This window comes from Streptomyces sp. UC4497, assembly GCF_054871485.1.
Genome location: NZ_JBTYHB010000016.1, coordinates 129226 through 145278, shown reverse-complemented (window position 1 = coordinate 145278; position 16053 = coordinate 129226). Strand labels below are relative to the sequence as shown.

Sequence of the window (16053 nt, the reverse complement as noted above, 5' to 3'; positions counted from 1 at the left end):
GCGGGGATCTTGGTCGCGGCCCCCGAAAGTTCTGCTCATGATGATCAACAAGATCCCCCGTACCGCCCGCCGTCTCGCCGCCCTGCCCGCCGCCGCGGTGTCCGTACTGGCCCTCGCGTCCGCGCCGTCGGCCACGGCCAGCGCCCCGGACGCCGACACCGCGAAGTCCGCGACCTCCGTGGCGAAGGCCGCGTCCTCCTCCTGCCCCGTCGTCCCGGACCGGCTCTACGCGGCCATCGACCGCGTCCCGCTCGAGCGGATCTCGCCGGAGCCGGAGTTCCGCAACGACTGCCAGACGCTGTACCGGGCGGACGGGCGCGCCCCGGCGGTCATCTTCAAGGAGGGCTTCGAGGCGAAGGACGTCACGACCGGGCAGTACGACCTGGAGAAGTACGTACTGAAGAACCAGCCCTCGCCGTTCGTCTCCACGACGCGTGACCACGACCTCTTCAAGAAGTGGACCAAGTGGATGAAGGGCGGCGCCTACAACTACTACATCGACGCCCCGAACGGCATCGACGTCAACGAGACGATCGGCGACGACCACAAGTACGCCGACCAGGTCGAGGTCGCCTTCCCCGGCGGGGTCGCGTCGCGCTTCGTCATCGGCGCGTGCCCGATCAACAAGGAGACCAACACCGAGAGCATGTCGGACTGCGTGAGCAACCCGGGCTTCCGGCCGGTGACGGCGGAGACGGCGGCGCAGTGAGCGCCGCCGCGGCCGCCGGTCCTCACTCCCCCTCGGGGCTCAGCGTGAGTGAGATCGAGTTGATGCAGTACCGCTGATCCGTGGGCGTCGGGTACCCCTCGCCCTCGAATACGTGGCCGAGGTGCGAGCCGCAGCGCGCGCAGCGCACCTCGGTGCGGACCATTCCGTGGGAGCTGTCCTCGATGAGCTCCACGGCGTCGGTGTTCTTCGGGTCGTAGAAGGACGGCCAGCCGCAGTGCGACTCGAACTTCTCGGTCGACGTGAAGAGCTCGGCGCCGCAGGCCCGGCAGGCGTAGACGCCCTTCGTCTTCGTGTCGGTGTACTCACCGACGAACGCGGGCTCCGTGCCGGCCTGGCGCAGCACCGCGTACTCCGCCGGGCTCAGCTCCGTGCGCCACTGCTCGTCCGGCTTCTCGACGTCGTACGACATGTGCCTCATCCCTTCAGCTGTTCAAGGATCCGCGGGCCGAGCTCCGTGACGTCGCCCGCTCCCATGGTGAGAACGAGATCGCCGGGCTTGGCCATTCCCGCGACCGCCGCGACCGCGGCGTCCTTGTCGGCGGCGGCCTGCACGTCGGCGCCCGCCTCGCGCGCGGCGTCGATGATCAGGGCGCTGGTGATGCCGGGGATCGGGTCCTCGCGGGCCGGGTAGATGTCGAGGACGACCGAGGAGTCCGCGAGGCCGAGGGCCTGCCCCATCTCCTTGCCCAGCTCCTGGGTGCGGGAGAAGAGGTGGGGCTGGAAGAGGACCAGGAGGCGCGAGTCGGCGGCCGCCGCGCGCATCGCCTCCAGGTCGGCCGTCATCTCCGTGGGGTGGTGGGCGTACGAGTCGATGACCTGCACGCCGTTCACCTCGCCCTTGAGCTGGAGGCGGCGCTTGACGCCCGTGTACGACTTGAGCGCCGAGGCCAGGTTCCGGGCCGGGATGCCCATCGCGACGCCCGCGGCGAGCGCCGCCACCGCGTTCTGCGCGTAGTGGCGGCCGGGGACGGAGACCGTGAAGGTCAGCAGCTTGCCGTCCATGAGGACGGTCACCTCGCTGGCCAGGCCGCGCGGGGTGATCTTGTGGATGCGGATGTCCGCGCCCTCGGACTCGCCGTACGTGACGACCTTGAGGGACGTCGTGTCACGGACCCGGCGGGTCAGCTCGGCGGCGCCCGCCTGGTCCGCGGCGATGACGAGGGTGCCGCCGGGGGTGATCTTCCCCGTGAACGTCTCGAAGGACTCGTAGATCTCGTCCATGGACGCGTAGTTCGCGTGGTGGTCGAGTTCGACGTTGAGGATGATCGCGACTTCCGGCTTGTACTTGTGGAAGCTGCGGTCCGATTCGTCGGCCTCGGCGACGAAGATCTCGCCCTCGCCGTGGTCGGCGTTGGAGCCGGGGACGTCCAGGTCGCCGCCGATGGCGTAGGAGGGCTGAAGGCCGAGGGACTTCAGGGACACCGCGAGCATCGACGTCGTGGTCGTCTTGCCGTGCGTGCCGGCCACCGCGATCGGGCGCAGGCCGTCCATCAGGGAGGCCAGCGCGTCCGAGCGGTGCACGACCGGGACGCCGAGCTCCTTGGCGCGGGCCAGCTCCGGGTTGTCCTCGCGGATGGCCGAGGAGACGACGACGCAGGTGGCGTCGGGGGCGAGGTGCGCGGCGTCGTGGCCGATGTGCACCGTCACGCCGAGCTCGCGCAGCGCCTGCGCCGTCGCGGACTCACGGGCGTCGCTGCCCGCCACCTGCGCGCCGCGCTGGGCGAGGATCTTGGCGATGCCCGACATGCCGGCGCCGCCGATGCCGATGAAGTGCGGTCGGTCCATGTCGGCGACGGAATGCGGCAGGCCGGGTGCCATGCGTGGTCTCCCCTGGGGTTCTCGGATGTCCTGATCCGTGGTCACGACGACCACGGCACGGGCCCCAGCCTATTGCCTCGCCCCGTGCCGTCCCGAACCTCTCCCCGTCACCCCCTGGTGTCCGTCACGCCTTGCTGTGCGAGAACAGCTTCAGGACCGGTACGCCGACCTGGTGGCGGGCGCGCGAGGCCCAGTCCCGGTGGAAGAACTCCTCGACGTAGTGCGGGTCGGTCAGCACGATGACCTCGTCCGCCTTCACCTCCGCGACGAGCGCCTTGAGGGCGTCCAGCGGGTGGTCCTCGATGAGCCGGCCCACCGCCTCGCTGCCCGCCTGGTGCAGCGCGGCGAGGGAGACGGCGAGGGCCTTCTCCGCCGGGCCCTTGGCCTCGTCGCCCTCGGGCACCTCGCCCTCCTTGCCCGCCTCGTCGAACTCCCCCATCGCGACGTCGTCGATGGCCCGCAGCAGGCGGTCCGCCTGGTCTCCGCGGGGCTGGAGCAGCACGTGGAAGGAGACCTCCTCCTCGCCGTGCAACGTGGTGACGAACTCCACGTCGGCGGAGGTCAGAGCCTTCTCGATCATCAATACGCTCGTGAACACGACGGGCGCCCTTCTTCTCCTACCGTGGGCCGACTGACGACGACCCTCCGGGTGGACCAGCGGACCTGCGGAAACCATCCTGCCCCGCATTCGCACGGGGACTGCGAGATTTAGTGTGCCCAGCCAAAGCTAAACGGAACGAGTCATTCCGCCGAATGTCGCCGTGCTGTCGACGGCAGCGGCTACTGTCCGCCCCGCGGCCGGGTGTAACGGCTGTACAGGAATCCGTCCTCCTCAAGTAGGGACGTCAGTTCGAACCGCTCCGGCACGGCCAAGGTCGAGCCACCGGCGATCCGCTGGGCGTCCCCCGCGGTCAGCATCGGGGACACGGTCAGGCACAGCTCGTCGAGTACCCGGCCCGCCACGAATTGACCGAGCATCCTCGGCCCGCCCTCGGTGAGCAGACGCCGCAGGCCCCGCTCGCCGAGCGCCGCCACCGCGCGGTCGGGTTCGACCGCCGCGCCGTCGCCCGCGATCAGCACCTCCACGCCCGCCTTGCGCGCGGCCGCGACCCGGTCGGCAGAGGCGCCCGCGCCGGTGAGCAACAGCGTCGGCACCAGCGGGTCGGTGAACAGGGGCAGGTCGAAGTCGAGGTCGAGGCTGGCACTGATCACGGCGATCTGCGGGGCGGGGCCCTGCCCGGCCGCCTCCCGGCGCGCCGCGAACGCTTCACGCGCGCGGGCGGGGCGGTAACCCTCCAGGCGGACCGTCTCCGCGCCGACCACGACGACGTCGGCGAGCCCGCGCAGCGTGCCGAAGACCCGCATGTCGGTGGCGCTGGAGATGGGCTGGGAGCGGCCGTCGTGCTGGGCCGCGCCGTCGAGCGTGGAGACCATGTTGGCCCGCAGCCACGGCGCGTGCGCCGCTTCGGGCGGGTACGCGTAGGCGTCGGCGAGCTCGTCGAGGCTCCACTCACGCCCCTCTGGGCTCGCCTCCCTCTTCTCGTACCCCTTGCCATCTGCTGTTTCGTACGTCACAGGGAACAGGCGTCGCATGACGTGCAGTGTGGCACGGCGACTAAGGTGGGTAACCGTGTCGTCATCCCTCGAAGCCGCCGACTCCCGGGAGTCCAGCCAGATGGGCATCAGCCCCATAGCCGACCCGTCGCCGCTGTCCCTGTGCGCGCGCGAGCCGCACGTCCCCGCGGAGCGCCTGGTCGCCGAGATGGTGCCGCCGCCCCGTTTCGACTCCGTGCGCTTCGAGACGTACATCCCGGACCCGAAGCAGCCCAGCCAGACCGAGGCCGTCCAGGTCCTGAGTTCCTTCGCGGCCGGTCTCGGCGGAGCGCACGCGTCCGGGGCGGGCAAGAAGCGCGGCTTCCTCGGCTTCGGCAAGAAGCCCGCCGCCCCGACGGGACCGCGTGGTGTCTACCTCGACGGCGGCTACGGCGTCGGCAAGACGCACCTCCTCGCCTCCCTGTGGCACGCGACCCCCGCCGAGCCCGAGTACAAGGCGTTCGGCACCTTCGTGGAGCTGACGAACCTGGTCGGCGCGCTCGGCTTCCAGCAGACCGTCAAGACGCTCGGCGGCCACCGGCTGCTGTGCATCGACGAGTTCGAGCTGGACGACCCGGGTGACACGGTGCTCGTGTCGAGTCTGCTCGCGCGGCTCGTCGAGTCCGGTGTCGCGCTCGCCGCGACGTCGAACACGCTGCCGGGCAAGCTCGGCGAGGGCCGGTTCGCCGCCGCCGACTTCCTGCGCGAGATCCAGGGCCTGTCGGCCCACTTCAGGCCGTTGCGCATCGACGGCGAGGACTACCGGCACCGCGGCCTGCCCGAGGCCCCCGCGCCGTTCACCGACGAGCAGGTCACCAAGGCGGCGTACGCCACCGAGGGCGCCTCGCTCGACGACTTCCCGCACCTTCTGGAGCACCTCGCGCGCGTGCACCCCAGCCGGTACGGGGCGCTGACGGACGATCTGAAGGCCGTCTGCCTCACCGATGTGGCGGCCGTCCCCGACCAGTCGACCGCGCTGCGGCTCGTCGTCCTGGCGGACCGGCTCTACGACCGGGAGATACCCGTGCTCACGTCGGGGCTCCCGTTCGACAAGCTGTTCAGCGAGGAGATGCTGAACGGCGGCTACAAGAAGAAGTACTTCCGGGCGATCTCCCGGCTGACCGCGCTCGCGCGCGACGCGAAGGGTCTCGTACACGAGTAAGCGCGGGCGCTTCGCAGGTGAGCCGATAGGTGGTCGGTGCACGAATCGCCTGCGCTACGCGCGTGGTTCCCGCGGCGAAGGGCACGTGATAAACACAGCCGGGTCACAGTCCTGTCCGCCAGCAGGAGGTTGCACCCATGTCACGCACCGCCGACGCACGACAGTCCGCGACCCGCCGTCAAGTACTCGCCCGCACCGGCGCCCTGGGGGTGGGAATCGCCTTCGCGGGGAACCTCTCCGAGCTGTTCGCCGGCTCGGCCGCCGCCCAAGGACGCGCCGGATACGGCCCGTTGGTGCCCGACCCGGCCGGGCTGCTCGACCTCCCGAAGGGATTCCGCTACAAGGTCCTGTCGCGGGAGGGGGAGCCACTGCGCTCCGGCGAGGGCAAGGTGCCCTCCAACCACGACGGAATGGCGGCGTTCGCCGGCAGACAGGGCCGCGTGCACCTCGTGCGCAACCACGAGAACCGGGTCACCGGGAAGATCGCGGTGCCGACCGTCGAGGGCCTGACGTACGACCCGATGGGCAAGGGCGGCTGTACCACGCTCACCGTGGACGCCAAGAACAACGTGGTGTCCGAGCGGGTCGGCATCGCCGGTACCGCGGTCAACTGCGCGGGCGGGCCCACGCCTTGGGGCACCTGGCTGACCTGCGAGGAGACCGAGGACAAGGCCGGTACGAACGGCTACACCAAGGACCACGGCTTCATCTTCGAGGTCGACCCGGTCGACCCGCACCGCTCGGGCGCCGTCCCGCTGACCGCGATGGGCCGCTTCCAGCACGAGGCGATCGCCGTCGACCCGAAGCGCGGCGTCGTCTACGAGACGGAGGACGCCTTCGACAAGCCCTTCGGCCTCTTCTACCGCTTCCTGCCCAAGAACGCGAAGGGCGGCCTCGGTTCGCTGCGCGCGGGCGGAAAGCTTCAGGCGATGCGGGTGCCCGGCGTGCCGGACCTGTCGGCGGTCCAGGAGACGGGGGCGACGTTCAGCGGCATCGAATGGGTCGACGTGCCGGACCCGCTGGCCGCCCAAACCCCCATCCGGAACCAGGACTTCGGCCCGAAGGGCATCACCCACGCGCAGAAGCTGGAGGGCTGTTACTGGGGCGGGTCGAGCGTCTACTTCGTCTCGTCGTACGCCCGCAGCCGCGAGGGCTCGGCCGCCGACCACTTCGGGCAGATCTGGCGCTACGACCCGTCGTCGCGCCGCCTGACGCTGGTCATCGTGTTCGGCCCCGACACGGACGTCCAGCTGCCGGGCGAGGAGCCCGACAACATCTGCCTCGCGCCCAGCGGGGGCCTGATGGTGTGCGAGGACGGCGAGGGCGCCCAGCACGTGTTCGGCGTGACGCGCAAGGGCGAGGTGTACGCCATGGCGCGCGGTCGGCAGAACATCGGGACGGCCGACAAGCCCGAGTGGGGCGAGTTCGCCGGGGTCACCTTCTCGCCGGACGGCGAGACGATGTTCGTGAACTGCTATACGCCGGGGACCACGTTCGCCGTGACGGGGCCCTGGCACTGAGCCGTTGACGCGTGACCGGTCGGCCGTTCCCTCGTTCGAGGGGACGGCCGTTCGCATGGCCGGTTTTCGCGGGTGGCACACCGCGTGCCGGGCGAGTGCCCTGGGCAAGGTCCCCCTTATGGAAGAACGGTCAACCACAGCCTGGGAGTTCACCGACGACCGCGGACACCTCACGTCCGCGAGCGAGACGCCACAGCGCGTCGTCGCCTATATACAGGCCGGGGCGAGCCTGTGGGATCTGGGCATACGCCCGGTGGGGATCTTCGGCTCGTTCCACGACGGCGATGAGCCCGATCACGCCAAGTCCGGCGCGCTGCCGCTGGACGATCTCGCGTATCTGGGCGCGGGAGCGGCGCTCGGCCTGGACGACGTGCTCGCGGCGCGCCCCGACCTCGTCGTTGCGCTCACGTACGGCGGCGGACAGGTGTACGGCATCGAGCCCGATACGGCGAAGCATCTGGAGGAGCACGTCCCCGTCGCCGTGCTCGACGTGGGGCAGGGCCGCACGCTGGGCGGGGTGCGGCAGCGTTTCGCGGAACTCGGGCGCTCGCTCGGGACCTCGGAGCCGGCGGAGACGCGGGAGGAACTCGCCCGTGCCGAGCGGCAGTTGGGGGTCGCGGCCCGTGGGACGCGGGGCGTGAAGGTGCTGGCGCTCTCGGCCGCGGGGGCGGACGCGGTGCACCTGGCCCGGCCCACCAAGTGGCCCGACCTGAGCGCGCTCGGCGGGCTCGGTGTCGCCATGGTGTCGCCGCCCGAGGGGCCCGGCGCCAACTGGTACACGGGGACGTGGCGGGACGTCGCCGAACTCGCCCCGGACGTCATCCTGTCGGACGCGCGCGCCAACGCGGCGCCGCGCGCCCAGTACGCGACCGACCCGCACTGGGCGTCCGTCGCCGAACGGGCGTCGGTGCTGCCCTGGAACCCGGAGACCCCCGCCAGCGCCCGCGCCCACGCGGCCCTCTTCGACCAGGTGGCGGGGGCGCTGCGGGGGCGCTAGCGGCTACCGGAGTCGGAGTCAGTCGGCGGGCTCGTCCGGGACCGGCTGGTCCGGGTGGATGCCCGGGGCGTGGGGTGCGCCGGTGCGGCCGGTGCCCGCCACGTCCGAGTCGGGGACGGTGACGTCGGGTCCGGTCTCGTCGTCCGGGGCGTCGTCGGTCCCGGTCCGCGGCTCGGCGTCGGCGCCGGGCTCGGGGTTCGTGCCGGGCTCGGCGGTTTCGGTTTCGTTTTCTTCGGGGTCCGCCTGCTGGTCGGGGAGGTCCCGCGGGACGGAGTCCGGTTGCTTTGCCATGAAGTGATCAGCGCCCCAGTGCCTTGGCGAGTTCCGCCTTGTTCATCTTCGAGCGGACGTCGACGCCGCGGTCCTTGGCCTCTTCGTAGAGCTGGTCCTTTGTCGGGCCGCCTGCGCCCTGGTGGGAGCGGAGGCCGCCGCGCCTGCCCGAGGAGATGTCCTGCGTCGATGTGCGGCTCGCCTGTTTCGACTCGCCGCTCCTCGCTCGTTCCTTGTTGACCGTGCGGGCAGCGATCTCCTTGGCCCGCGACGTGCTCTCGCCCCGGTCCTGGGCGCTCTGCTTGATCTTCTCGTACTGGCGCTCACGCTTGGCACTCGATCCGCTGGGCATGGCGACTCACTCCCTTCCGTTCCGTTGTAGCCCCTCCCGCTCCATGTCGCAGGGCGACGCCGGGGCCGGGCGGAGTTGCCCCCGCCCGGCCCCGGCTTCCCTTCGCTCCCCTGGCCTCTCGGCCGCGACCCGGGTCCCCCGCCCCGTAGCGCTCAAACTCCGCGTTTCCGTGCGGGTGTTGAGGGGCACCCGCCGCCGCATGCCGTTGCCAGTGAGGAACACGGAGATGGAGTGGCTGGACAGCGCGGCGTGTGCCGATGAGGACCCGGACGTCTTCTTCCCTGTCGGCACAACCGGGCCCGCCATGGACGACGTAGAGGCCGCCAAGGAGGTGTGCCGCCGCTGCCCGGTGATCATGGAGTGCCTGCGATGGGCCGTCGCCACGGAGCAGACGACGGGGGTCTGGGGCGGAACCTCCGAGGGCGAGCGGGCCAGGCTGCTGCGGGCCGAACGCCGACGCGCACGGGCCGAGGCCAGGCACTGAGGGCGTGACGCCCCGCCGCGCGTACGACGGGGTGGCTCGCCCCGAAGTACACACGCCGAAGCGTCACGCTCCGTAGCGCCGAGGGCCTCACGCCCTCTGACGTCAGGTCCGACCCGGGCCGCCGCTGCCGAACGCGCCGCTGCTGCCCCGGCCCCAGCGGCGCGGCCGCTGGTCCTTGCTGCGCTTGCTGCTCGAGTTGCCGAAGCCGTTCAGCTCGTGCGGGGTCAGCCGGGAGCCGCCGTCGTCCGTGTGCGGCATCTCGTCCGGCTCCCGCATCTCGCGGACCTCTTGGACCGGGCCCGTACGGGGGAGTTTCGGCTGGTCGGCCGGGTCGGGAGGACCCGGTTCCCGGCGACGGAACCTGATGCCCATCCAGACCGCCCAGATCAGCGCCAGCGCGATCACCAGGCCGGCGACGAACGGGACGACCGACGTCGAGGGGTCGGGGAAAGCCATTGGTGTCGTCATGACGGCCGAGTACCCCACTGCACGAGATCACGCCCCCATCGGTCCGATTTGCACGATTTGAGGTAAATCCGAAGATACTGTCGGCGCGTGATCAGACATGTACGCCGCGTGACCGCGGCCTGCGCCCTGGGCGCGCTCGCTCTCGGCCTCGCCGCATGCGGCGAACCCGCCTCGTCGGGAGTCCCGGGCGCGACGCGCCCCGCCGGCTCCCAGGAGAGCCCACGGGACAGCTCAAGCCCGCCGAAGGCGTCCCCGAAGCCACAGAAGACCCCCAAGCCCACCCTCGCTCCCGGGCCGGGCGGCACCACCCCCGTCTTCAAGCGCGGCGCGGCGACGAAGGACCGGACCGTCGCGCTCACCTTCGACGCCGACATGACGGCCGACCAGGGGGTGCGGGCGCGGGCCGGGGAGCGTTTCGACAACCCTCAACTGGTGCGCACCCTACGTAAGTTGAAGGTCCCGGCCACCGTCTTCATGACCGGGCGCTGGGCCGAGGAGTACCCCGCGCAGGCCGAGGACATCGGCCGGGACCGGCTGTTCGAGGTCGCCAACCACTCGTACAGCCACTACGCCTTCACCGGGGACTGCTACGGCCTGCCGAGGGTGCCGGCACGGGGCATGCGGGCCGATGTCGACCGCGCGTTCGGCGCGTTCCGGAAGGCGGGGGTCGAGCACGTCGTGCCGTACTTCCGGTTCCCCGGCGGCTGCTACGACCGGGCGGCGCTGCGGGCGCTGACGCCGACCGGGGTGACGGCGGTGCAGTGGGACGTGGTGAGCGGTGACGCGTTCGCCACGGACGCGGGCGCCGTGACCCGGCAGGTGCTCGACGGGGTGCGGCCCGGTTCGGTCGTCGTCATGCACTGCACGCGCAGCGCGGCGCCGACGACGGAGCGGGTGGTGCGGGCGGTGGTGCCGAAGCTGCGGGCGCAGGGGTACCGGTTCGTGCGGGTGTCGGATCTGGTGGGGGCGGCGCGCGGGGCGTGAGCGAGATGGGCGGTGCTCGGCCGTGCTTGGTCGTACGCCCGTGTACGTAGGCTGGGGGCATGAGCGACTACTGCGCCGGCGGCCCCGAGGAGCGCCCGGCACCCACCCCGGCGGCGGACGAGCCGTTCGCCGAGTGCGTGCTGTGCCGGAAGCCCACGGAGTACCCGGAGTCGACGAAGGGCAGCACGCTGTGCCCGGTCTGCGACTGGCAGGAAGCCCAGCGCACGGCCTGCTCCGGGTAACGGGGGTTCAGCGACGGGAAGCGAGCGCACAGGCCGCCGCCGCGCAGACCCCGGCCACGGCCACCGCTCCCGCGAGCGGCAGCAGCAGGACCGGCACCGCCCCGTCCTGCGACCCGGTCACCAGGGCGCTCACCACCGACTTCGCCGGTGACCCGGGGGCGATCAGCGCGACGAGCGCGCACAGCACCAAGGTGGCCACGCCGAGCCCCGTGCCACGCACGACGGGCCAGGTGGTGACGGCCCCGACGGCGACACCGACGAGGGCGCACACCAGCACGGCGAGCAGCCCCGCCCCGGCGGCCGGCCACTTGGCCACACGCACCAGGCGGTCGGTGCTGACCCCGTCGCTGATCAGCGCCACGACCACGGTCGCCGCGACACCGACGGCCAACGTGGCGAGGAACGCGGCGGCCAGGCTCGCCAGGTGGGCGCGCCACGGCGCCGTCGCCGCCGCGGTGCAACTGCGGGCCGCGGGCGGTTCGTTGGTGACGCATATCCGCGCAAGCCAGGCCCCCACGGGGAGCAGGGCCGCGGCGGTGTACCCGAGGGAGTCGAGCACCGGCTGCCCCGCCTGCACGCCGACGGCGGCGAACGCGGCGTAGAGGACGACCGGCGCCAGCCAGCGCTGCGAGCGCAACAGCAGGGCCGACTGGTAGGCGAGCAGGGCCGCGGTCATCGGCTGTCCTCCGGGGAATCGGGCGCGCGGACGGCGACGATGTGCCACGGCGGGTCGGCGGCGAGCAGCGTGCGCAGCACGGCGTCGGAGTGCGCGGCGTCCGTGATGATCCTTACGGTGCGGGGGTCGAGGCGGACGTGGGTGTGCGGGTGCGACAGGTCGGGCTCGTGGCCCGCAGGCCCGGCGGCGTCGACGACCACGGCCGCGCCGTCGACTCCCGTGCTGCGCAGCACAGTTGAGCCCTCTACCTCGTACGTCGCGTCGGCGGTGCCGGTCAGGCGGCGCGGGTCGTGGTCGACGAAGAGCACGGCGGCGCCGGCTTCCGCCCGTTCGGCGACGGCGCCGTCGAGGGTGTCCCGGGCCGCGGTGTCGAGCCCGGTCCAGGCCTCGTCGAGGACGAGCAGCTCCGGCTCCGCGAGCAGGGCCGCGGCCACCGCCACCTTCTGGCTGCTGCCCTTGGACAGCTCGGCGAGGGGTGACCCCGCGTAGGCGCCGGCGCCGAACCGCTCCAGCCACTCCCCCGCCCGCCGCGCGGCCGTCGGGCGTCCGAGGCCGTGGATGCGGCCCATGTGCGTGAGGTAGGCGCGGGCGGTGAACGGCAGGGCGGGCGGGAAGCGTTCGGGGACGTAGGCCGTGCGCGGGCGACCGATGACCCGGCCCTCGGTGGGCGCGTCGACCCCGGCGACCAGCCGCAACAGCGTGGACTTCCCGGTGCCGTTGGGCCCCCGCACCCGAAACATGGCCCCCTCGGGCACGTCCATGTCGACCCCACGCAACACCCAGGGCCCACCAAGTCCATAACGACGGCCCGCGCCGCGCAGCGTGACGTGCATGCGGTCATGGTCCCCTACACGTGCTTGGGCCCCTGCGGCGGCTGAGCCATTCAAGCCCGCTCTGTGGACGAGAGCCCGCGGGGCACGGGGCGGAGCCCCGATCTTTTCGGCCCCGCCCCATCAAGCGGCTCCGGCAAATCAAGCGGCTCCGGCAATCAAGCCCCGCCGGCGATTGAGGCGCGGGGTCCGGGGCGGAGCCCCGATCTTTTCAGCCCCGGGCGGCGGCCGAGCCAGTCCAGCCCGCTCCTTGGACGAGAGCCCGCGGGGTCCGGGGCGGAGCCCCGTGACGTGGGGAGCGGCCGACCGCCTGGCAGACTGGACCCGTGACCAGCGACGCCCCCTCCCACCCCCAGCCCAGCGCACGCGAATTCGTGCTGCCACTCGTCGTACGCATCGAGCGGGCCGCACCCCCCACACGTACGGACGCCCTGGAGGCCGCCGCACGCGCCGTGTTGGTGATCCTCTCGGACGAGCGCTCGGTCGGTGAAGGGCCGTGGGCGCAGGCGATGCACGACTGGCAGGACGCCCGGATCCGCAAGGTGGTGCGGCGGGCGCGGGGCGCGGAGTGGCGGCGCGCGGAGGCCCTCGACGGGATCACGGTCACCACCGTTTCCGCCGAGGTACGCGTCTTCCCGCCGGTCCCCCTCGACGGCTGGCCCAAGGACCTGGCCCGCCTCCAGGTCTCCGGCACGGACCTCGACGACCCGGAACCGCCGCCCGCCCCCGACTCCTCCGCCCCGGTCCTCTGGCTCAACCCCGACCTCGACATGACCGCGGGCAAGACCATGGCGCAGGCCGGCCACGGGGCTCAGCTCGCCTGGTGGGAGCTGTCCGACGCGGAGCGCAAGGAATGGCGCGAGGCGGGCTTCCCGCTCTCGGTGCGGACCGCCGACCCGGAGCGCTGGCCCGCGCTGACCACGGGCGGGCTGCCCCTCGTACGGGATGCCGGGTTCACGGAGATCCCGCCCAGCGACACCGTCGTGTCCGAGGGACCCCTGACGGGCGACTTCCTGTCCGGTCTCGCCCACCTCTGAGCCCCGGGCCCGAAGCCCCTGGCACGTAAAAGACCCCGCCCGTCCGCACGGGGGATGACGGACGGCCGGGGCCACTCGGAAGGCTACCCCACTCCGCGGGAGGCCGGGTCGGCTCCCCGGGCCTCTGCGCGGCCGATGCGCCACAATTGAGTACATGATCGACTGGCAGGTCTTCCTCCCGGCGACCGTCCTCATGGCGTTGATCCCGGGGGCCAACCAGCTGCTCGGCCTGCGCAACGCCGCGCTGATCGGCGTCCGGCACGCGCTGGTGGGGGTCGCCGGGCGGTTCACCGCCTTCGCGCTGCTGGCGGCGCTGGTCGTCCTCGGCCTCGGTACGGTTCTGGCCGAATCGGCCGTCGCGTTCGAGATCCTGCGGTGGCTCGGCGTCGCGTACCTGATCTGGCTGGGCGTGACGACGTTGCGGAACGCGGGCAGGAGCGACAGCGACCCGGCCGAACGAACCGCGGCCGTACGTCCCCTGACCGTCGCGCGCCAGGAGTTCCTCACCGCCCTCACCAACCCGAAGGCGCTCCTGCTGTTCGCGTCCTTCCTGCCGCAGTTCCTCCCCGCCGCCGCCCCACCCGCGACGCTCGTCCCGCTCGCCGCCGCGTACATCGGCGTCGAGGGCGCGGCCGCCCTGCTCTACATCGCGGCGGGCCGCTCCCTGCGCCACGCCGACGGCCGGCTGCGGCTGCCCCGCCGCCACCTGGACCGGGCGACGGGCATCGGCTTCCTGGGCTTCGGCGGCTACCTGATCCTCGCGCGCCGCCCCTGAAGGCACCTACGCCCCCGGAGCCCACCCCACGGCCGCCAGCACCTCCCGCGCGATCGCCGGCACGTCCCGGCCGTCCGTCGGTACGCGCACGGTGTCCCGCGGGGCCTGTTCGTCCAGGAGGCGGGCCTTGCGGAGGCTGCCGCGGAGTTCGGACTCCAGTTCCGAGCCGAGTTCGCGGCCCGCGAGCCGCTCCCCCGCGGTGGCGTCCGACGCCGTGAGCAGCACCCGTACGAGCCGTACGTCCTCGCCCATCGCGCGCCGGAACATGCCCTCGCTGCCGGTCAGTACGCTGACGGTGTTGGTGTAGATCAGGCGGCGGTGGCCGAGGTCCGCGAAGTTGGACCAGAGCGCGGTGAGGTTGCGCTCGGTGACGGCACTGCGGTGCGGGTCGTCCGGCGGCGCCGGGTGGACCTGGCCCAAGTAGTCGCCCTCCAGGACGCAATGAGGGACCTCCGCGGCCCGCAGGAGCGCCGAGACCTCCCACGCGACCGACGTCTTCCCGACACCGGCGCGTCCCCCGATGAGCAGTGCTTCCGCTTGATCCATGGCGGCAGCGTGCCACCCGGGGGCCGGTGGATGAAACCTCAAATGTTGCTCTGAACGTCGTCCCTCGGGGGTTCGGACCGTGCCGTCGGGGTCAGGAGACCAGGAAGCAGGGCGGCGGAGGGGGAGTTCCATGGAGCTGGGTACCGGGATCGGCTGGCGGCCCGAGATCGCGGAGACGGTCGAGGCCATGCAGGGCATCGACTGGGTCGAGGCCGTCGCCGAGAATCTGTGTCCGGGGCATCTGCCGGACTCCCTGCTGCGGCTGCGCGAGCGCGGCGTCACCGTCGTCCCGCACGGCGTCTCGATCGGCCTCGGCGGGGCCGACCGGCCCGACGAGGGGCGGCTCGCCGACCTCGCCGCGTGCGCGGAGGCTCTCGGTTCGCCGCTGGTCAGCGAGCACATCGCGTTCGTACGTGCCGGGGGCGCGCGCACCGCTTCGCAGCCGCTGGAGGCGGGGCACCTGCTGCCCGTTCCGCGCACCCGCGACGCGCTCGACGTGCTGTGCGAGAACGTCCGGATCGCCCAGGACGCGCTGCCCGTACCCCTCGCGGTGGAGAACATCGCGGCCCTGTTCGGCTGGCCGGGCGAGGAGCTGACGGAGGGCCAGTTCCTGTACGAGCTGGTGGAGCGGACCGGCGTAAGGCTGCTCATCGACGTGGCCAATCTGCACACCAACCACGTCAACCGCGGCGAGGACCCGGCGAAGGCGCTGGCCGAGCTGCCGGTCGAGGCCATCGCGTACGTGCATGTCGCGGGCGGCTTCGAACGGGACGGCGTCTGGCACGACAGCCACGCCCACCCCGTGCCGCCGGCCGTCCTCGACGTACTCGCCGAGCTGGCGTCGCGCGTGACTCCGCCGGGCGTGCTGCTCGAACGCGACGACAACTTCCCCGAGGACCTTGGGGAGTTGGGCCGCGAGGTGGAGACCATCCGGGAGACGGTCGCGGCCGGCTCCGGCCCTCGCGCGCAGGCCCCTGACGACCGGATGACCTCGCCCGCCGCCCCGTCCGTCGACGACGCCACGCGGCAACGGCTCGCACTCGACCAGGCCGCCCTGCTGTCCGCACTCGTCGCCGGCACCCCCGCCCCGGAGGGCTTCGACCGGGCGCGGCTCGCCGTGCAGGCCCGGGCGCTCGCGGGCAAGCGGGCCGACGTCGTCGCGAAGGTGGCCCCCGAACTCCCCCTGATCCTGGGCGAATCCGCGTACCGTCCCCTCTTCCTCGACTATGCCCGCCGACAGCCGATGACGAGCGGCTACCGCCGCGACGCACTCGACTTCGCGGAGCAACTGCTGCTTGCGCAACAGATCCAAGAAGCGGGAACCCGCCGCGAGTTGACCCACTGGTGGCTCGACCGCTCCGGCCCCAAGCCCCTGACCGGCCGCCCGGTAGCGCGAGCCCTGAAGACCGCAGCCTTCACGCTGAGGCGGGCCCGTTGAAGCCCCTCCGGCGATTGAGGAGCGGGGTCCGGGGCAGAGCCCCGCGTCCGCAACCCCGGCGCGGCCGGCGGCGACCGCATACCTACCGCAGGTGACGTAAACCCGCCCGATGCCCACCCCACCCGCCCAAG

General features: G+C 72.4%; 20 protein-coding genes. 10 read left to right on the top strand and 10 right to left on the bottom strand.

What is annotated here, in order from left to right; translation table 11 throughout:
• Window positions 1-40 precede the first annotated feature (40 nt).
• Window positions 41-709, top strand: a complete 669-nt coding sequence (locus ACYSUO_RS23135; protein WP_461778153.1) for an ADP-ribosyltransferase — start codon at window positions 41-43, stop codon at window positions 707-709.
• Between the two features lie 22 nt (window positions 710-731).
• Here ACYSUO_RS23135 and msrB read toward each other — a convergent pair whose 3' ends face one another.
• The 4 genes from msrB to ACYSUO_RS23115 form a co-directional block, all read right to left on the bottom strand.
• Complete coding sequence (gene msrB / locus ACYSUO_RS23130; RefSeq protein WP_461778129.1) at window positions 732-1139, bottom strand: peptide-methionine (R)-S-oxide reductase MsrB; 408 nt, start codon at window positions 1137-1139, stop codon at window positions 732-734.
• A gap of 5 nt (window positions 1140-1144) precedes the next feature.
• Window positions 1145-2548: a UDP-N-acetylmuramate--L-alanine ligase gene (gene murC, locus ACYSUO_RS23125; RefSeq protein WP_461778128.1), complete on the bottom strand. Its 1404-nt coding sequence runs from the start codon at window positions 2546-2548 to the stop codon at window positions 1145-1147.
• A gap of 124 nt (window positions 2549-2672) precedes the next feature.
• Window positions 2673-3128 carry an indole-3-glycerol phosphate synthase gene (locus ACYSUO_RS23120; protein WP_461778152.1) on the bottom strand — a complete coding sequence of 152 codons (456 nt, stop codon included), beginning with the start codon at window positions 3126-3128 and terminating at the stop codon, window positions 2673-2675.
• A gap of 200 nt (window positions 3129-3328) precedes the next feature.
• Window positions 3329-4141: a pyrimidine reductase family protein gene (locus ACYSUO_RS23115; RefSeq protein ID WP_461778127.1), complete on the bottom strand. Its 813-nt coding sequence runs from the start codon at window positions 4139-4141 to the stop codon at window positions 3329-3331.
• 82 nt (window positions 4142-4223) lie between these two features.
• Between ACYSUO_RS23115 and zapE the strand changes: the two genes are divergently transcribed.
• The 3 genes from zapE (at window position 4224) to ACYSUO_RS23100 (ending at window position 7820) form a co-directional block, all read left to right on the top strand.
• Window positions 4224-5303 carry a cell division protein ZapE gene (zapE, locus tag ACYSUO_RS23110; RefSeq protein ID WP_461778151.1) on the top strand — a complete coding sequence of 360 codons (1080 nt, stop codon included), beginning with the start codon at window positions 4224-4226 and terminating at the stop codon, window positions 5301-5303.
• Window positions 5304-5440: 137 nt separating this feature from the next.
• A complete protein-coding gene (locus ACYSUO_RS23105; RefSeq protein ID WP_461778126.1) occupies window positions 5441-6823 on the top strand; it encodes an alkaline phosphatase PhoX in 1383 nt (460 codons plus the stop codon).
• A gap of 118 nt (window positions 6824-6941) precedes the next feature.
• Window positions 6942-7820, top strand: coding sequence for a substrate-binding domain-containing protein (locus ACYSUO_RS23100; protein ID WP_461778124.1), 879 nt, complete (start codon window positions 6942-6944; stop codon window positions 7818-7820).
• 18 nt (window positions 7821-7838) lie between these two features.
• Here the strand turns inward: ACYSUO_RS23100 and ACYSUO_RS23095 are convergent, their stop codons facing one another.
• Entirely contained in the window at window positions 7839-8111 is a 273-nt protein-coding gene (locus tag ACYSUO_RS23095; RefSeq protein WP_461778122.1) for a hypothetical protein, read from the bottom strand.
• 7 nt (window positions 8112-8118) lie between these two features.
• Window positions 8119-8442 carry a plasmid stabilization protein gene (locus ACYSUO_RS23090; RefSeq protein WP_461778121.1) on the bottom strand — a complete coding sequence of 108 codons (324 nt, stop codon included), beginning with the start codon at window positions 8440-8442 and terminating at the stop codon, window positions 8119-8121.
• 226 nt (window positions 8443-8668) lie between these two features.
• On the opposite strand from ACYSUO_RS23090, the gene ACYSUO_RS23085 reads away from it, so the two are divergent.
• Entirely contained in the window at window positions 8669-8926 is a 258-nt protein-coding gene (locus ACYSUO_RS23085) for a WhiB family transcriptional regulator (RefSeq protein ID WP_461778120.1), read from the top strand.
• A gap of 102 nt (window positions 8927-9028) precedes the next feature.
• Here ACYSUO_RS23085 and ACYSUO_RS23080 read toward each other — a convergent pair whose 3' ends face one another.
• Complete coding sequence (locus ACYSUO_RS23080; RefSeq protein WP_461778119.1) at window positions 9029-9394, bottom strand: DUF6479 family protein; 366 nt, start codon at window positions 9392-9394, stop codon at window positions 9029-9031.
• Window positions 9395-9481: 87 nt separating this feature from the next.
• Here ACYSUO_RS23080 and ACYSUO_RS23075 point away from each other — a divergent pair, with 87 nt between their 5' ends.
• On the top strand, window positions 9482-10378 hold the full coding sequence (locus ACYSUO_RS23075; RefSeq protein WP_461778118.1) for a polysaccharide deacetylase family protein: 897 nt from the start codon (window positions 9482-9484) through the stop codon (window positions 10376-10378).
• A 59-nt stretch (window positions 10379-10437) separates the two neighbouring features.
• Complete coding sequence (locus ACYSUO_RS23070; RefSeq protein ID WP_461778117.1) at window positions 10438-10620, top strand: hypothetical protein; 183 nt, start codon at window positions 10438-10440, stop codon at window positions 10618-10620.
• A 7-nt stretch (window positions 10621-10627) separates the two neighbouring features.
• On the opposite strand, the gene ACYSUO_RS23065 is transcribed toward ACYSUO_RS23070, so the two are convergent.
• The gene (locus tag ACYSUO_RS23065; RefSeq protein WP_461778116.1) at window positions 10628-11296 is read right to left on the bottom strand and encodes an ABC transporter; all 669 of its coding nucleotides are present in this window, start codon (window positions 11294-11296) and stop codon (window positions 10628-10630) included.
• The gene (locus ACYSUO_RS23060) at window positions 11293-12129 is read right to left on the bottom strand and encodes an ATP-binding cassette domain-containing protein (protein WP_461778115.1); all 837 of its coding nucleotides are present in this window, start codon (window positions 12127-12129) and stop codon (window positions 11293-11295) included. The genes ACYSUO_RS23065 and ACYSUO_RS23060 overlap by 4 nt, the downstream gene beginning before the upstream one ends.
• 323 nt (window positions 12130-12452) lie before the next feature.
• On the opposite strand from ACYSUO_RS23060, the gene ACYSUO_RS23055 reads away from it, so the two are divergent.
• Both ACYSUO_RS23055 and ACYSUO_RS23050 read left to right on the top strand, forming a co-directional pair.
• Window positions 12453-13163 (top strand): peptidyl-tRNA hydrolase, encoded by a 711-nt coding sequence (locus ACYSUO_RS23055; protein WP_461778114.1) that lies wholly within the window; start codon window positions 12453-12455, stop codon window positions 13161-13163.
• Between the two features lie 154 nt (window positions 13164-13317).
• Window positions 13318-13938, top strand: coding sequence for a LysE family translocator (locus tag ACYSUO_RS23050; RefSeq protein ID WP_461778113.1), 621 nt, complete (start codon window positions 13318-13320; stop codon window positions 13936-13938).
• A gap of 6 nt (window positions 13939-13944) precedes the next feature.
• Here ACYSUO_RS23050 and ACYSUO_RS23045 read toward each other — a convergent pair whose 3' ends face one another.
• A complete protein-coding gene (locus ACYSUO_RS23045) occupies window positions 13945-14484 on the bottom strand; it encodes a hypothetical protein (protein ID WP_461778112.1) in 540 nt (179 codons plus the stop codon).
• Window positions 14485-14614: 130 nt separating this feature from the next.
• Here ACYSUO_RS23045 and ACYSUO_RS23040 point away from each other — a divergent pair, with 130 nt between their 5' ends.
• On the top strand, window positions 14615-15922 hold the full coding sequence (locus tag ACYSUO_RS23040) for a multinuclear nonheme iron-dependent oxidase (protein ID WP_461778111.1): 1308 nt from the start codon (window positions 14615-14617) through the stop codon (window positions 15920-15922).
• The last annotated feature ends 131 nt before the right edge of the window (window positions 15923-16053 follow it).

What these genes read in the sequence shown, in the direction of transcription:
- ACYSUO_RS23135 (WP_461778153.1), top strand. Translation starts at nt 41, where the DNA reads ATGATCAACAAGATCCCCCGTACCGCCCGCCGTCTCGCCGCCCTGCCC.
- msrB (WP_461778129.1), bottom strand. Translation starts at nt 1,139, where the DNA reads ATGTCGTACGACGTCGAGAAGCCGGACGAGCAGTGGCGCACGGAGCTG.
- murC (WP_461778128.1), bottom strand. Translation starts at nt 2,548, where the DNA reads ATGGCACCCGGCCTGCCGCATTCCGTCGCCGACATGGACCGACCGCAC.
- ACYSUO_RS23120 (WP_461778152.1), bottom strand. Translation starts at nt 3,128, where the DNA reads ATGATCGAGAAGGCTCTGACCTCCGCCGACGTGGAGTTCGTCACCACG.
- ACYSUO_RS23115 (WP_461778127.1), bottom strand. Translation starts at nt 4,141, where the DNA reads ATGCGACGCCTGTTCCCTGTGACGTACGAAACAGCAGATGGCAAGGGG.
- zapE (WP_461778151.1), top strand. Translation starts at nt 4,224, where the DNA reads ATGGGCATCAGCCCCATAGCCGACCCGTCGCCGCTGTCCCTGTGCGCG.
- ACYSUO_RS23105 (WP_461778126.1), top strand. Translation starts at nt 5,441, where the DNA reads ATGTCACGCACCGCCGACGCACGACAGTCCGCGACCCGCCGTCAAGTA.
- ACYSUO_RS23100 (WP_461778124.1), top strand. Translation starts at nt 6,942, where the DNA reads ATGGAAGAACGGTCAACCACAGCCTGGGAGTTCACCGACGACCGCGGA.
- ACYSUO_RS23095 (WP_461778122.1), bottom strand. Translation starts at nt 8,111, where the DNA reads ATGGCAAAGCAACCGGACTCCGTCCCGCGGGACCTCCCCGACCAGCAG.
- ACYSUO_RS23090 (WP_461778121.1), bottom strand. Translation starts at nt 8,442, where the DNA reads ATGCCCAGCGGATCGAGTGCCAAGCGTGAGCGCCAGTACGAGAAGATC.
- ACYSUO_RS23085 (WP_461778120.1), top strand. Translation starts at nt 8,669, where the DNA reads ATGGAGTGGCTGGACAGCGCGGCGTGTGCCGATGAGGACCCGGACGTC.
- ACYSUO_RS23080 (WP_461778119.1), bottom strand. Translation starts at nt 9,394, where the DNA reads ATGACGACACCAATGGCTTTCCCCGACCCCTCGACGTCGGTCGTCCCG.
- ACYSUO_RS23070 (WP_461778117.1), top strand. Translation starts at nt 10,438, where the DNA reads ATGAGCGACTACTGCGCCGGCGGCCCCGAGGAGCGCCCGGCACCCACC.
- ACYSUO_RS23065 (WP_461778116.1), bottom strand. Translation starts at nt 11,296, where the DNA reads ATGACCGCGGCCCTGCTCGCCTACCAGTCGGCCCTGCTGTTGCGCTCG.
- ACYSUO_RS23060 (WP_461778115.1), bottom strand. Translation starts at nt 12,129, where the DNA reads ATGCACGTCACGCTGCGCGGCGCGGGCCGTCGTTATGGACTTGGTGGG.
- ACYSUO_RS23050 (WP_461778113.1), top strand. Translation starts at nt 13,318, where the DNA reads ATGATCGACTGGCAGGTCTTCCTCCCGGCGACCGTCCTCATGGCGTTG.
- ACYSUO_RS23045 (WP_461778112.1), bottom strand. Translation starts at nt 14,484, where the DNA reads ATGGATCAAGCGGAAGCACTGCTCATCGGGGGACGCGCCGGTGTCGGG.
- ACYSUO_RS23040 (WP_461778111.1), top strand. Translation starts at nt 14,615, where the DNA reads ATGGAGCTGGGTACCGGGATCGGCTGGCGGCCCGAGATCGCGGAGACG.